This is a genomic window from Bradyrhizobium sp. 187 (genome assembly GCF_023101005.1).
Lineage (GTDB): Bacteria > Pseudomonadota > Alphaproteobacteria > Rhizobiales > Xanthobacteraceae > Bradyrhizobium > Bradyrhizobium canariense_D.
Window position 1 is genome coordinate 1486559 of sequence record NZ_CP064693.1, and the last position, 13843, is coordinate 1500401.

The 13843-nt window shown below is 64.9% G+C and carries 13 protein-coding genes; 9 read left to right on the forward strand and 4 right to left on the reverse strand.

Features of this window, described 5'->3' with window-relative positions; all coding sequences use genetic code 11:
* Positions 1 to 128: 128 nt before the first annotated feature.
* Positions 129 to 1457 carry an omega-aminotransferase AptA gene (aptA, locus tag IVB19_RS07165; RefSeq protein WP_247821173.1) on the forward strand — a complete coding sequence of 443 codons (1329 nt, stop codon included), beginning with the start codon at positions 129 to 131 and terminating at the stop codon, positions 1455 to 1457.
* Positions 1458 to 1527: 70 nt separating this feature from the next.
* Complete coding sequence (locus IVB19_RS07170; protein ID WP_247821174.1) at positions 1528 to 2793, forward strand: D-amino acid dehydrogenase; 1266 nt, start codon at positions 1528 to 1530, stop codon at positions 2791 to 2793.
* Positions 2794 to 2898: 105 nt separating this feature from the next.
* On the opposite strand, the gene IVB19_RS07175 is transcribed toward IVB19_RS07170, so the two are convergent.
* Positions 2899 to 3555 (reverse strand): helix-turn-helix domain-containing protein, encoded by a 657-nt coding sequence (locus IVB19_RS07175; protein WP_247294672.1) that lies wholly within the window; start codon positions 3553 to 3555, stop codon positions 2899 to 2901.
* A 181-nt stretch (positions 3556 to 3736) separates the two neighbouring features.
* Between IVB19_RS07175 and IVB19_RS07180 the strand changes: the two genes are divergently transcribed.
* From IVB19_RS07180 to IVB19_RS07195, 4 genes are read left to right on the forward strand one after another with little or no spacing between them, the layout of a single operon-like run.
* Positions 3737 to 4495: an ABC transporter substrate-binding protein gene (locus IVB19_RS07180; protein WP_247821175.1), complete on the forward strand. Its 759-nt coding sequence runs from the start codon at positions 3737 to 3739 to the stop codon at positions 4493 to 4495.
* A 30-nt stretch (positions 4496 to 4525) separates the two neighbouring features.
* A complete protein-coding gene (locus IVB19_RS07185) occupies positions 4526 to 5179 on the forward strand; it encodes an amino acid ABC transporter permease (protein WP_018455693.1) in 654 nt (217 codons plus the stop codon).
* On the forward strand, positions 5176 to 5907 hold the full coding sequence (locus tag IVB19_RS07190) for an amino acid ABC transporter ATP-binding protein (RefSeq protein ID WP_247375406.1): 732 nt from the start codon (positions 5176 to 5178) through the stop codon (positions 5905 to 5907). The genes IVB19_RS07185 and IVB19_RS07190 overlap by 4 nt, the downstream gene beginning before the upstream one ends.
* Before the next feature lie 12 nt (positions 5908 to 5919).
* Complete coding sequence (locus tag IVB19_RS07195; protein ID WP_247294666.1) at positions 5920 to 7206, forward strand: NAD(P)/FAD-dependent oxidoreductase; 1287 nt, start codon at positions 5920 to 5922, stop codon at positions 7204 to 7206.
* Between the two features lie 2 nt (positions 7207 to 7208).
* On the opposite strand, the gene IVB19_RS07200 is transcribed toward IVB19_RS07195, so the two are convergent.
* The 3 genes from IVB19_RS07200 to IVB19_RS07210 all read right to left on the reverse strand — a co-directional run bounded on the left by IVB19_RS07200 (position 7209) and on the right by IVB19_RS07210 (position 9445).
* The gene (locus tag IVB19_RS07200) at positions 7209 to 8798 is read right to left on the reverse strand and encodes a gamma-glutamyltransferase family protein (protein ID WP_247294664.1); all 1590 of its coding nucleotides are present in this window, start codon (positions 8796 to 8798) and stop codon (positions 7209 to 7211) included.
* Between the two features lie 227 nt (positions 8799 to 9025).
* The gene (locus tag IVB19_RS07205; protein ID WP_018455689.1) at positions 9026 to 9202 is read right to left on the reverse strand and encodes a hypothetical protein; all 177 of its coding nucleotides are present in this window, start codon (positions 9200 to 9202) and stop codon (positions 9026 to 9028) included.
* 9 nt (positions 9203 to 9211) lie between these two features.
* Entirely contained in the window at positions 9212 to 9445 is a 234-nt protein-coding gene (locus IVB19_RS07210; protein WP_007606355.1) for a DUF6894 family protein, read from the reverse strand.
* Positions 9446 to 9650: 205 nt separating this feature from the next.
* On the opposite strand from IVB19_RS07210, the gene IVB19_RS07215 reads away from it, so the two are divergent.
* The 3 genes from IVB19_RS07215 to IVB19_RS07225 all read left to right on the forward strand — a co-directional run bounded on the left by IVB19_RS07215 (position 9651) and on the right by IVB19_RS07225 (position 13773).
* Positions 9651 to 11723, forward strand: a complete 2073-nt coding sequence (locus tag IVB19_RS07215; RefSeq protein WP_247294662.1) for a PQQ-dependent sugar dehydrogenase — start codon at positions 9651 to 9653, stop codon at positions 11721 to 11723.
* Positions 11680 to 12621, forward strand: coding sequence for an SMP-30/gluconolactonase/LRE family protein (locus IVB19_RS07220; protein ID WP_026233001.1), 942 nt, complete (start codon positions 11680 to 11682; stop codon positions 12619 to 12621). The genes IVB19_RS07215 and IVB19_RS07220 overlap by 44 nt, the downstream gene beginning before the upstream one ends.
* A gap of 126 nt (positions 12622 to 12747) precedes the next feature.
* The gene (locus tag IVB19_RS07225; RefSeq protein ID WP_018455686.1) at positions 12748 to 13773 is read left to right on the forward strand and encodes a histone deacetylase family protein; all 1026 of its coding nucleotides are present in this window, start codon (positions 12748 to 12750) and stop codon (positions 13771 to 13773) included.
* The last annotated feature ends 70 nt before the right edge of the window (positions 13774 to 13843 follow it).

A 13843-nucleotide genomic window follows, 5' to 3' on the forward strand; every position in this document is an offset into this window, starting at 1 on the left:
TGTTGCGGATCGCGCAAATATGGACCGGCAGCCCCAGTCAAATCAATGGCTTGCAGCCTCTCAGAAAAGGACTTGTTGCGCTTTTCAAGCCGTGCCTCTGGTAGCAGGTCAGCAAAGGAGCGTGGCCCGTGACCCTTCATCAGATTCCGAACACCATCAAGACCGACTCGTTCTGGATGCCGTTCACGGCCAACCGGCAATTCAAGAAGGCGCCGCGCCTGTTCTCCTCGGCCGAGGGCATGCACTACACCACCGTCGACGGCCGCAAGGTGATCGACGCCTCCGCCGGCCTCTGGTGCGTCAATGCCGGCCACGGCCGCAAGCAGATCGGCGCCGCCGTCGAGCGCCAGCTGATGACGCTGGATTTCGCACCGTCGTTCCAGATGGGCCATCCGCTGGCATTCGACTTCGCCGAGCGTCTGGCCGAGATCGCGCCGAAGGGCCTCGATCGCATCTTCTTCACCAATTCCGGCTCCGAGTCGGTCGACACCGCGCTGAAGATCGCGCTCGCCTATCACCGCGCCAACGGCCAGGCGAGCCGCACCCGTCTGATCGGCCGCGAGCGCGGCTATCACGGCGTCGGCTTCGGCGGCACCTCGGTCGGCGGCATGGTCGCCAACCGCCGCGCCTTCGCGACCCTGCTGCCGGGCGTCGACCACATCCGTCACACCCACGATCTCACCCGCAACGCCTTCGCCAAGGATCAGCCCGAGCATGGCGCCGAGCTCGCCGATGATCTCGAGCGGTTGGTGGCCCTGCATGGCGCCGAGACCATCGCCGCCGTCATCGTCGAGCCAGTGCCCGGATCGACCGCGGTGTTGCCGCCGCCGAAGGGCTATCTCCAGCGCCTGCGCGACATCTGCGATAAGCACGGTATTCTCCTGATCTTCGACGAGGTCATCACCGGCTTCGGCCGCCTCGGCACGCCGTTCGCCGCCAACTTCTTCGGCGTCACGCCTGACATGATGACGACGGCCAAGGGCATCACTAACGGCACCGTTCCCTGCGGCGCCGTGTTTGCGAGCCGCAAGGTTCACGACGGCCTGATGGTCGGCCCGGAGAACGCGATGGAGCTGTTCCACGGCTACACCTATTCGGCGCACCCGGTCGCCTGCGCCGCGGGCATCGCGACGCTCGACATCTACAAGGATGAAGGCCTGCTGACGCGCGGTGCTTCGATCTCTGAATACTGGCGCGACGCGCTGCATTCGCTGAAGGGCCTGCCCAACGTCGTCGATATCCGCAATTGCGGCCTGATGGGCGCGGTCGAGCTGTCGCCGCGTGACGGTACGGTCGGCGTGCGTGGCTACGACGTCATGGTCGACTGCTTCAATCGCGGGCTGTACTTCCGCATGAGTGGCGATAGCTTTGCGCTGTCGCCTCCGCTCATCGTCGAGAAGAGCCACATCGACGATATCGTGTCGATCCTCGGCGATGCCATCAAGCGGGTGGCCTGATAATTGCTCTCGCCGTTGCGGAGTTCCCTCTTGCAGCGGCGAGCGTGATGCCGCAGGAGTTTGACCAAGCGTGAAAGTTCTGATCCTCGGCAGCGGTGTCATCGGTGTCACCTCTGCCTACTACCTCGCGCGTGCCGGCCATGAGGTGACGGTCGTCGACCGTCAGCCCGAACCGGCGCTCGAGACCTCCTTTGCCAATGCCGGCGAAGTGTCGCCCGGCTATTCCTCGCCCTGGGCCGGTCCCGGCGTGCCGGTGAAGGCGGTCAAATGGCTGCTGATGAAGCACGGCCCGCTGGTGATCCGGCCGAAGCTCGATCCCGTGATGTGGGTCTGGCTGCTCAAGATGCTGCGCAACTGCACCAGCGAACGCTACGCGATCAACAAGAGCCGGATGATTCCGATCGCGGAATACAGCCGCGATTGCCTGCGCGACCTGCGCCGCGACATCGGCGTCCAGTATGACGAGCGCTCGCAGGGCACGCTGCAGCTGTTTCGCTACCAAGCCCAGCTCGACGGCACCGGTGAGGACATCGCCGTGCTCAAGCAATACGGCGTGCCGTTCGAGGTGTTGAGCCGCGAGGGCTGCATCGCGGCCGAGCCGGCTCTGGCGGGCGTGAAAGAGAAGGTCGCGGGCGGACTACGCTTGCCGCAGGACGAGACCGGCGACTGCCACATGTTCACGCAGGCACTGGCCAAGCATGCCGAAGCGCTCGGCGTGCGCTTCATGTTCAATACCGGCATCGACCGCATCGTCACCGACGGGGCGCGCGTTAGCGGCGTCGCGACCAGCGCTGGGATGTTGCAGGCAGAAGCTTACGTGCTCGCGCTCGGAAGCTGGTCGTCGCGGCTGGTCGCGCCGCTCGATATTTCGCTGCCAGTCTATCCCGTGAAGGGTTATTCGATCACGGTACCGATCAAGGACGCTTCCGGCGCGCCGGAATCGACGGTGATGGACGAGAGCTATAAAGTCGCCATCACGCGCCTCGGCAATCGCATCCGCGTCGGCGGCACCGCCGAAATCTCCGGCTTCTCGAGCCAGCTCTATGGTGCGCGGCGCGCCACGCTCGATCACTCGCTGACCGATCTGTTTCCGCGAGGCGGCGATCTCTCCAAGGCGACGTTCTGGAGCGGCCTGCGCCCGATGACGCCGGACGGCCCGCCCGTGATCGGCCCGACGCAATACGCCAACCTTCACCTCAACACCGGCCATGGCACGCTAGGCTGGACCATGTCCTGCGGCTCCGGCCGCGTGCTCGCCGACATGCTGTCAGGCAAGAAGCCGGACATTGATGTGAGTGCGCTGACAGTGGACCGGTACAAGTACCGGTTTGGCTAAGACTCTATCCTCCCGTCATTGCGAGGAGCTCTCGCGACGAGGAATCCAGAGTGTCTCCGCGGTGAGAATGTGGATTGCTTCGCTTCGCTGGCAATGACGGCTGCGCTACGCCGTCCCCGTCACGCAATTCACCCACAGCACCACCGCCTTCGCGTCATTGGCTGGATTTAAAAACCGGTGCGGCCGACGGCTTGCAAACCGAAAACTGTCGCCCGTCTTCAGCGACCACGTCTCGCTGTCCACCGTCAGCATCATCTCGCCTTCGAGAACGAGGCCGGCTTCCTCGCCGTCATGGGTGTAGAGCTCGTCACCGGTGGAGCCGCCCGGCTCCAGATGCACCAGGAACAGGTTGAGCCGGTTGTCGGGGCTGGCGGGGCTCAGCAACTGCTTGGACACGCCGGTGCGCCAGAGCTTCAGCTCGGGCCGCTGCAGTCCGCGCGTGACCACCTGATCTGGTGCACCGTCGGCGTTCGGGCTCGCGCCGAACAGCGCGGCGATGCCGACGCCGAGCACGTCGGCGAGCGTGGCCAGCACGCGCAGCGACGGCGACGACAGTCCGCGCTCGATCTGGCTGAGGAAACCGATCGACAGCTCCGTGCGCGAGGCGACCGTCTCGAGCGAGAATTGCCTGATGCGCCTGAGATCGCGAATGCGGCGGCCGACCGCAACATCCATCGCCGGCTCGGCCGCTTTGGCGATAGCCCGGGCGGAGGCTTTCACCTTCACCTTCTTCACCGGCTTTGCGGCGGCCGGCCTGTGCATTCTCTTGCCACCGCTCACGTCAAACCGCTTCCTTCATGTGCATGAAAACCACTTGCATCGGCCGCAGAAGTGTGACCAAATTTTCATATTGGTGAAAATAGGCCGAAACGGCTTTGCCCGCAACGTCTGCGATGAACGAGGTTTGCGAGCGCCGCCATCGGTCGGGCCCAAGGGGGATGCGATGAAGCGTTTTGGTCTGGCCGCGCTCGCGGCACTCGCGATTGCCGCAGCAGCGCCGGCTTCGGCGCAGCAAGTGCTGAAGGTCGGCTCGACGCCGACAGGCATTCCCTTCACCTTCCTCGACACCAAGACCAATAGCATCCAGGGCATCATGGTCGATCTCGTCACTGAAGTGGGCAAGGATGCCGGCTTCAACGTGCAGATCGAGCCGATGCAGTTCTCGGCCCTGATCCCGTCGCTGACATCAAGCAAGATCGACATCATCGCGGCCGCGATGTTCATCACAGCGCCGCGCAAGGAGGTCGTCGACTTCTCCGACCCGATCTACACCTATGGCGAAGGCCTCGTGGTCCCCAAGAGCGACACCAAGGCCTACGCCACCCAGGACGATCTGAAGGGCGAGACGGTCGGCGCTCAGGTCGGCACCGCCTTCGTCGACGCGCTGAAGAAGTCCGGCCTGTTCGCCGACGTCAAGGCCTACGACACCATCCCCGACATCCTGCGCGACGTGAACACCGGCCGCCTCAAGGCCGGTTACGCCGACTATCCGATCCTCGCCTACAATCTGAAGCAGGGCGGCTTCCCCGAGGTGCGCCTGGTCGATGGCTACAAGCCCGTCACCCTCGGCTCGGTGGGCATCGGCGTGCGCAAGGGCGAGGCCGCGCTGCTCGGCAAGATCAACGCTTCGCTCGCCAAGCTGAAGGCCAACGGCACCATCGACAAGATCCTCGATAAATGGGGTCTGAAGGCACAGGGTTGATCGGCAGAGGCCATCGATGAAAGCTGATCGATGAAAGGCTTCTGGCACGACGCGGCCGAATTCTTCCCGATCCTGATGAGCGGCGTCGCGCTGACGATCGTCGTCACCATCGGCTCGCTGCTGCTTTCGACGGTTCTTGGCCTCGTCTGGGCGATGATGCGGGTCTCCGGCATCCGCGTCCTGTCGCTGCTCAGCGCCAGCCTGATCAACGTGATCCGCGGCATTCCGATCATCGTGCTGTTGTTCTACCTCTATTTCGTGATGCCCGATCTCGGCGTTACCCTGTCCGCGTTGCAGGCCGCGATCCTCGGGCTCGGCATCGCCTACTCGGCCTATCAGGCGGAGAATTTCCGCGCCGGCATCGAGGCCATCGACAAAGGGCAGATCGAGGCGGCGCAATCGATCGGCATGGGCTGGTGGCTGACCATGCGCCGGGTCGTGCTGCCGCAGGCGGTGCGGATCGTGCTGCCGCCCTATGGCAACGTCATGATCATGATGCTGAAGGACTCTTCGCAGGCCTCGACCATCACGGTCGCCGAGCTCGCCCTTCAGGGCAAGCTGATCGCGTCCTCGACCTTCAAGAACACCAACGTGTTCACGCTTGTCGCGCTGATGTATCTCACCATGAGCATTCCGCTGATCCTGCTGGTCCGTCACTTCGAGAAGCGGGCCGGCAAGAAATGATCGAGTTGACCGACGTCCACAAGAGCTTCGGTGCGAACGAGGTGCTCAAGGGCATCACGGCGTCCGTCCAGAAGGGCGAGGTGGTCTGCATCGTCGGCCCCTCCGGCTCCGGCAAGTCCACCATCTTGCGCTGTATCAACGGTCTCGAAAGCTACGACCGCGGCGAGATCAGCGTCGAGGGATTGAAGGTCGACAGCGACGCGCCGTCGATCGTGAAAGTCCGCACCCAGGTCTCGATGGTGTTCCAGCGCTTCAATCTGTTTCCGCACCGGACGGTGCTGGAGAACGTGGTTGAAGGTCCGCTCTATGTGAAGCAGGAGCCACGCGCTGCCGCATTCGAGCGTGGCCGCGCGCTGCTCGCCCAGGTGGGCCTTGCCGAGAAAGCCAACGAGCATCCGCCCCAGCTCTCCGGCGGCCAGCAGCAGCGCGTCGCGATCGCACGGGCGCTGGCGATGCAGCCCAAGGCCATCCTGTTCGACGAACCGACCTCGGCGCTCGATCCTGAATTGGTCGGCGACGTTCTCGGCGTGATGCGCAAGCTCGCCGACGACGGCATGACCATGGTCGTCGTCACCCATGAGATGGGCTTTGCCCGCGACGTCGCCGACCGCGTGCTGTTCATCGACGGCGGCGTCATCGTCGAGCAGGGGCCGGCCAAGTCGCTGCTCAATCAACCCCAGCATCCGCGCACGCAGGACTTTTTGCGCCGCGTGCTGCATCCGCTCTGACCGGTCTTCGCCATGACCACGCGCCTGCCTCTGCCGCCGTCCCTCTACGCCGACACCGCCGTCGTGCCGCCGACTACGCCGCCGCTCGAAATCGACAGGACGGTCTCGGTCGCGATCGTCGGCGGCGGCTACACCGGCCTGTCCACGGCGTTGCACCTGGCGGAGCAGGGTGTCGAGGCACTGGTGCTGGAGGCGCAGGAGCCGGGCTGGGGCGCATCCGGCAATAATGGCGGTCACACCAATCCCGGACTGAAGCACGATCCCGATCAGATCGAGGCGGATTTCGGCGCTGAGCTCGGCCGCCGCATGGTCGCGTTCTCCTACGGCACGACGAACTTCACCCACGATTTGATCCGCCGCTACCAGATCCCGTGCGAAGCACGGCAGAACGGCACGCTGCGCGCGGCCTATAACGAGGCCAGCGCCGCCGCGATCGAGACAACCGCACAGCAGTGCATCGCCCGTGGCATGCCGGTGTCGTACCTCAATCGCGAGCAATTGCGCGAGATGACGGGCACGGATCGCTACATCGGCGCCATGCTGGATGCGCGCGGCGGCGATCTGCATCCGCTCAGCTATGCCCGCGGCCTCGCGCGCGCCGCGATCTCCGCGGGCGCGAAGGTGTATGGCGAAACACCCGCACTATCACTCCGTCGCGAGGGCAGCCGCTGGCGCATCGAGACGCCGCGCGCGGTGGTGCATGCCGACAAGGTGCTGCTCGCGACCAACGGTTTTACCGACGATCTCTGGCCGGCGCTTCGCCGCACCATCGTGCCGGTGTTTTCCTCGATCGCGGCCACGGCCCCGCTCTCTGACGACGTGGCCCGTTCGATCATGCCGACGCGTCCCGTCCTTTACGAGAGCGGCCACATCACCGTCTATTACCGCATCGATCAGCAGAACCGCCTCTTGATGGGGGGCCGCGGCCCGATGCGCTGGATCAGTTCGCCGCGCGACGTCGCCTATCTCATGCGATACGCCGAACGGCTATGGCCGCAGCTCAAGGGCGTGGCCTGGACCCATGGCTGGAACAGCCGGCTTGCCATCACCGCGGATCATTACCCGCATGTGCACGAGCCCGCGGACAACATCCTGATCTCGCTCGGCTGCAACGGCCGCGGCGTCGCGCTCTCGACCGCGATGGGCGCGCAGCTCGCACGACGTCTGATCGGCGGCGCCAAGGCCGAGATCGACATGCCCGTCACCGGCATCAAGCCGATCCCGATGCACGCCTTCTGGCCGGTTGGCGTGACGACGGCAGTGATCGCTGGCCGCGTGCGGGACCGGTTGGGGATCTAAGCTCAGCCTTCCGCCACTGCGTCGGCCCAGGGCTGAAAAATCTCGACCGCGCCGGAATTGGTGTCGCCGTCGCGCATCACGACGCTCGGGCAGGCGAACTTCTGCGGCAAGTACTGCACCCGCGCTTCCTCGTAGTCGAATCGGGCCGCGAGCATCTCGCGTGTGTCCGCCGGCAGCCTGGTATCGCCGATCACGATCGCGCCTTCGCTGGCGTCGATGCGCGGTTGATGGATTGCGGCATCGAGATCCATGCCAAAATCCATCGCAAACGACACGATCTGCATCACCGACGGGAGGATGCGGCGACCGCCGGAGGCACCGACCGCGAGCCGTCTGCCGTCCTCGGCCTCGGCGATGACGGGCGTGTAGTTGGTGAGACAGCGCTTGCCAGAGGCGAGCGAGTTGGTGGTGCCTGGCTTCGGGTCGAACCACATGATGCCGTTGTTCATGGCGATGCCGGTGTGCGGCGTGACGTATTTCGAGCCGAAGGACGACAGCAGCGTCTGCGTCACCGCCGCGATGTTGCCGTGGCGGTCGACCACGGAGAAGTGCGTGGTGCAGGCGGGCGCCAGATATTCCGCGCCGAGCGAGCGCTTGCCGTCGGCATCGCCCATATCCTTGAGTCGCTCGCGATAGGCCGATTGCAGCGCGGCGGCATATTCGGCATAGGCGGCCGCGTCGGGCGCGCTTCCCGGCTTCAGGTTCTGCTGCAACAGGCGCAGCGCATGCGCCATTGTCGGTCCGGCTGTGAGCTCCGGCGTCGCAAACACGTTGCCGCCACGATAGGGGATCGCCAGCGGATCGCGCCGATGAGCTCGGAACGCGGCGAGATCCTCCACTGACAGCGCGCCGCCGTCGGCCTTGATGTCGGATGCGATGCTCCTGGCGAGATCGCCCTGGTAGAAATCGCGCGGACCGGCGTCGGCCAGGTGCGCCAGTGTCGCCTTCAGCGTGTCCAGCGGCAGTCGCGTCTCGGACTTGATGCCCCACGGCGCGCTCGGCGGGAGGCCGTCCTTCAGGAACGTTGTCGCGCTCGCGGGATAGCGCCGAAGATCGGACGCCGATGCCGCGATCGTCAGCGTGGTCCACCAATCGACCAGCAGGCCTTCGCCGGCGAGGGCGACGGCCGGCGCGACCAGATCCTTCCACGGCAGCCTGGCGTGACGGCGATGCGCCTCCTCCATGCCGGCGACGACGCCGGGCACGGCGATCGAGCCGGGGCCGTGGATGTTGCGGTCGTCCTTCACCCGCTGCCAGGGAAACAGGTCGGAAGCCGCGCCTTCGCCGCTGAGCGGATAGTCGGCGGCGCGCAGGCTTTGCGGCGCGCACATGCCGTAGTCGATCACCTCGTGGAGATTTTCCGCGGCACGGTAGAGCACCATCGCGCCGCCGCCGCCCATGCCGCTGTTCCAGGGCTCCAGCACGTTAAGTGCGAAGGTGGTGGCGACGATCGCGTCCACACAGTCGCCGCCCGCCGCCAGCACTTGCGCCCCCACTTCGGCCGCCCGCCGCGATTGCGCGGCGACGATGCCGCCTTTGGATGTGACGGCGGGCTTGCGGACGGTTTGGGTGTGGCTGAACTGGTGCGGCATGATGATGTCTGTGTGCTGTCTTCGGTTTGGCTTCGTTGCGCTGAGCTCCGCGAAGAATGGCACATCGCCCCCATCGAGAACATCGAAAGGGCGACGCGGCATGGCTGGTGTGTAACAGCGGGGGTGGCGCAGTCGGCAAGACGTAGATGCCAAGACGAGAAAGCCCGGGACAGGCCCGGGCATGACGAGTTATGAGACCGATCAGTGGGAAGCGGAAGCCGCAGGGCTCAGCGCGCGCGATCCAGCCGGCTGGCCTGATACCTGGCGTGCCATTTCGGGCCAGGCCCGCGCATGTAGTGGAGCTCGGGGCGGTAGGGATTGCCCGCGATCCGGATCAGCGTCAGCCATTTGCTGGCGATGAAGTTCAGGGGCTGGCGGAGCAGGGTCAGTGACGCGAGCAACATGGCATCACCTCAGTGCGGCTTGCCGAGCATGGCAGTGAAGGGGAGGTCGAAGATCTCCTCGCCGTCGGAGCCGCTGACATGGATTACCCAGTCGCGCCAATCCTCAGCGCCGGGCGTCAGGATCATCGCGTTCATGATCTGGGCGGCACGGTCGCGCGCCTCGGTCAGGTTGGTCACGGCTGTGCCGCTGCGATCGATCAGCGTGCCGTCCAAGTTGGAGCAGTGAAAATAGACCTGGACCATATGCGTCTCCTATTGGGAGCGATTGGGACGGCAAACCGATACCATTCCAAGCCTTCGCGAAACATTCGGGTCGAGCCCGGTAAGGGAATCTACGGAGATTGGTCGGCGCCAAGCCCCCTGCTGGTTTGATCACAAGGGGTGTTGATCAACTGCACGGCGTTCCCGCGGCGTGGAACAACCCTGGACGGAACGTCCGGGAGGCGCCGTGAACCACCTCACATTTTGGCGTGAAAGCCGAAGCCTGCGCGCATGCACGGGCGCCTTGGTGGTCCTCCTGACCCTCGCCTCGGTAGGCTCATCAGAACCGGTCCGCAAGAGCGGCTATGCGATCGGCACGGAGACCTGCGGCAGCGCCGATCTCGCCTTTCCCAGAATCCAGATCGACATGAAGGCGGGATTTTGCGCTGGCCTCGTCGCCAGCGAGGAGGATCGGCTGAAATTCCCGCGCTCGATCATCCAGGTGCCCGGTCGTGACCTGTTCGTGGTCGCCGACATGGCGGGCTGGGGCCATACCGTTGGCCGGCTGCTGTTGCTCGACCCGCGGGCACCCCAGGGACAGCTGTTCAAGGAGTTGCTGACTGCAATCGAATATCCGTTCGGCCTCGCGATCGGCCCGGACAAGAAGCTCTATGCCTCGAGCGCGGAGACGATCTTCCGGTTCGATCCGCTCGCCGACAATCCGCGCGACACGGTCGAGACCGTCGTCCGTCACATGCCCGGCCGCCGGATCACATTGCCCGACGGCAAAAAGCTCGACGAGAGCGCGCATCCATTCAAGCAGTTTGTCTTTGATAAGAACGGCCGGCTGTTCGTCAATGTCGGCTCGCACAGCGACGACTGCATCACGCCGGCGCCGATCACGAGACCTTGCGCGGCGGCCGAGGGCGTTTCCGCAATGGCGTCGATCTGGCTGTTCACGCCGCCCCCGGGCGGTATCTTCCCGGCGTTGAAGCCTGGCGAACCCGACCCGCCGCACGGTGTCTATGCGCGCGGCCTGCGCAACTCGATGGCGCTGGCGCTGCATCCGAACTTCCCTGATGCGGGCTATGCCTTTCTGCAAGGCGAGAACGGCCGCGACCTGCCTGACATTTTCAAGCCGAACGAGGAGATCAACGCGATCGAGCAGGGCAGGCATTACGGCTGGCCCTATTGCTACGATTTGTCGACGCCGAGTCTAGAATTCAGGATCGTATTGCGGTCGGGGGTCTACAAATCGCTGTGCACCGCCAACGCTCTCTACAAGGCGCCGTTCTCGCTGCTGCCGCCGCACGGCGCGCCGCTCGCGATGCTCTATTATCGCGGCGCGAAATTTCCGGAGCTCGAGGGCAAGCTGCTGGTCGGCCTGCATGGCTATCGCCCGACCGGCAGCCGCGTCATCGTCTATGACGTCGACGATCACGGCTTCCCGAAGCCCGCCCCGGCGCCGGTACGCTATCATGTCAGTTGCGCGGCCGATCCGACCCACAGCTTTCAGACCGAGGCCGGCGCCGTCGCCGCCGCGCCGTTCGAGGAGCTGATCGCAGGCTGGCACCGCGTCAACGGCGCGCGGCCGCAAGGTGCGCCGGTCGGCATGACGGTCGCGGAGGACGGCGCAATCTGGCTGGTCGAGGACAAAAACCAGACCGTGATCCGGATCGACCGCGCCGCGGGCGATGCGCCGTCGCCGCTGCCCTGCGACGTGCGTAGCCAGGCGCTGATCGAGCAACTGGCGGTCTTCGTGGCCAGGGACGCGCAGAACAGCGTCCGGCTCACCAATTTGCGCAAGGGCCTCGTCGAAAAGCACTGCGTCGGCTGTCACTCGGATTTCGGCCTGAAGCCGGGCCTATCGGACGCTCAGAAGGACGCGACGGTGCTTCGCTTCATGCTGTCGCAGGATGGCTGGATCTATCCTGGTGATCCCGATTCCGGAAAGTTGCGCACGCGGCTTCGTGGGTTGGGCGCGGAGAAACTGATGCCGCCGGGTGGCGACGGCCTGCCGAAGGCCGAACCCGGTTACACGCGCCTGCTCGACACGGCGGATCTGCTGGTGTCAAGAATGGTTCCAGGCATCCGGATGCGGATCAAATCCGGCCCGCCGCAGCGCAAGTTCTTTGGCAAAACGAACAAGGAATGCGGCGAAATACCGGCTGCCAAGGTCGTCGTCGTGACACAAAGGAACGCTGTAGACAAACCCGGTTTCAGCCGCTTCTTCCGACCGGCCGATGCCTATCTGAATGGCGAGTGCAGCGACGGCGATGGCTATTACATCCGGCAGGAATTTCTGGTGCCTGTGCAGTAGCGTTGTTCTCGTCCTTGCGACGGCACCGGCCCGAGCGGAAACGAAACTGTTCGAAAGCGTGCAGGTGACGCCATCAGGCGAATACACGTTCGGCATCGAAGGGCCGGCCGCCGATCTCGACGGCAATCTCTTCGTCGTCAATTTCGGCAAGCCCGGCACCATCGGCAAGCTGCCCGTCGGCGGCACGGCGTCCGAGCCGTTCACGGCGCTGCCCGAGGGCAGCGTCGGCAATGCCATCCGCTTCGCGCGCGACGGCACCATGTTCATCGCCGACTACAAGAAGCACAACATCTTCGCGATCCCGAAGGGATCGACCGAGCCCGCCATCTGGTTTCACTCCGACGAGATGAACCAGCCCAACGACATCACCATCGCCCGCGACGGCACGATCTACGCGAGCGATCCGAACTGGAAAGGTCGCGAAGGCCACATCTGGCGCATCGCGAAGGGAGCCGACGGAACGGTGCAGGGACAGCTGATGTCGGCGCCGCGCGCGATGGGCACGACCAACGGCATAGATCTCAGCCCTGATGACAAGACGCTCTATGTCGGGGAATCCAGCAGCGGTCAGATCTGGTCCTATACGGTCGCCGGCAACGAGCTCACCAGTCCAAGACTCGTCAAGGCATTTCAGCCCGACACTGTCGACGGCCTGCGCACCGACATCGCTGGCCGCCTGTATGTTGCGCGCATCCTCAAGGGCACGATCACGTTGATGAAGGCCAATGGCGCGGTGGAGCGGGAGATCACGCTGAGAGCCAAGGAGCCGACCAACCTCGCCTTCGGAGGCCACGACGGCAAGACGATCTTCGTCACTCAGCGTCAGGGCGGCTTCGTCGAGTCCTTCCGCACCGACCAGCAGGGCCGCGAGCACTGCCTTCAGCGCGGGCGCTGCTGAGCTTCACGAGGGATCTGCTTCCGGCGCAGGGCGGTGCGACAGGGGCGGCATTCTTCTTGCTTGCATCTCGCCGCCGCGGGGATTTAGACATCTGTGGCACCCTCAAAGCGACCACGGAGTGTTCGAGTGAAAGCCGTCCATACCGAGCTGCATCGCAGCCACGATCCGCAATTCTTCCTGGTTCGCGGTGTGGTCAAGCGCACCACCGAGCAGCCCGAACGTGCCGACCGCCTGCTCAAAGGGCTCAAGGACGGCAAGCATCAACTGGTCGAGCCGACCACATTCGGGCAGGGACCGCGTGCGCGCATCCACAGTCCGGAATATCTGTCGTTCCTGAGCGAGGCCTGGGAGGCCTGGACCGCGCTCGGCGATTCCGGCCCGGAGATGATCGGCAATATCCATCCGGTGCGCCATGCCGCGACTTATCCCACCCATATCACCGGCAAGCTCGGCTGGCACACCGCCGACACCGCGGCGCCGATCGGCCCGGGCACCTGGGCTGCGGCCTGCGCTGCGACCGACGTCGCGGTCACCGCGGCACAGATGGTGATGGACGGCGAGGATGCGACCTATGCGCTCTGCCGGCCGCCCGGCCATCACGCCTATCGCGACATGGCCGGCGGCTTCTGCTTCCTCAACAACAGCGGGATCGCGGCGGCGCATCTGCGGCAGAGGCACGAGCGTGTCGTGATCCTCGACGTCGACGTCCATCACGGCAACGGCACGCAAGGAATCTTCTACGCGCGGCCGGATGTCTACACGGTCTCGATCCATGCCGATCCCGTCGCGTATTATCCTTACGTGTGGGGCTATGCGCATGAGCGCGGCGAAGGTCCCGGCCTTGGCACAAATCTCAACATTCCCCTGGCGATCGGCACCGGCGATGACGGCTACATCCAGGCGATGGACGTCGCGCGCAAGGCGATCGAGTCCTTTGCGCCCGGCGCCCTCGTCATCGCGCTCGGCCTCGACGCCTCCGAGCACGATCCGCTCAAGGGTCTCGCCGTCACCACGCCGGGCTTCCGCCGCATCGGACAGGCCATCGCGAAGATGGGCCTGCCGACCGTGTTCGTGCAGGAGGGCGGCTACCTCTCGGACATCCTCGGCGCGAACCTGACCTCGGTGCTGGCCGGCTTCGAAGAGGCGCGCTGATTCTCGCTGAGTAGCCCATCATTCTCCGTCATTGCGAGGGTAGCGAAGCAATCCAGAATCTTTCCGCGGA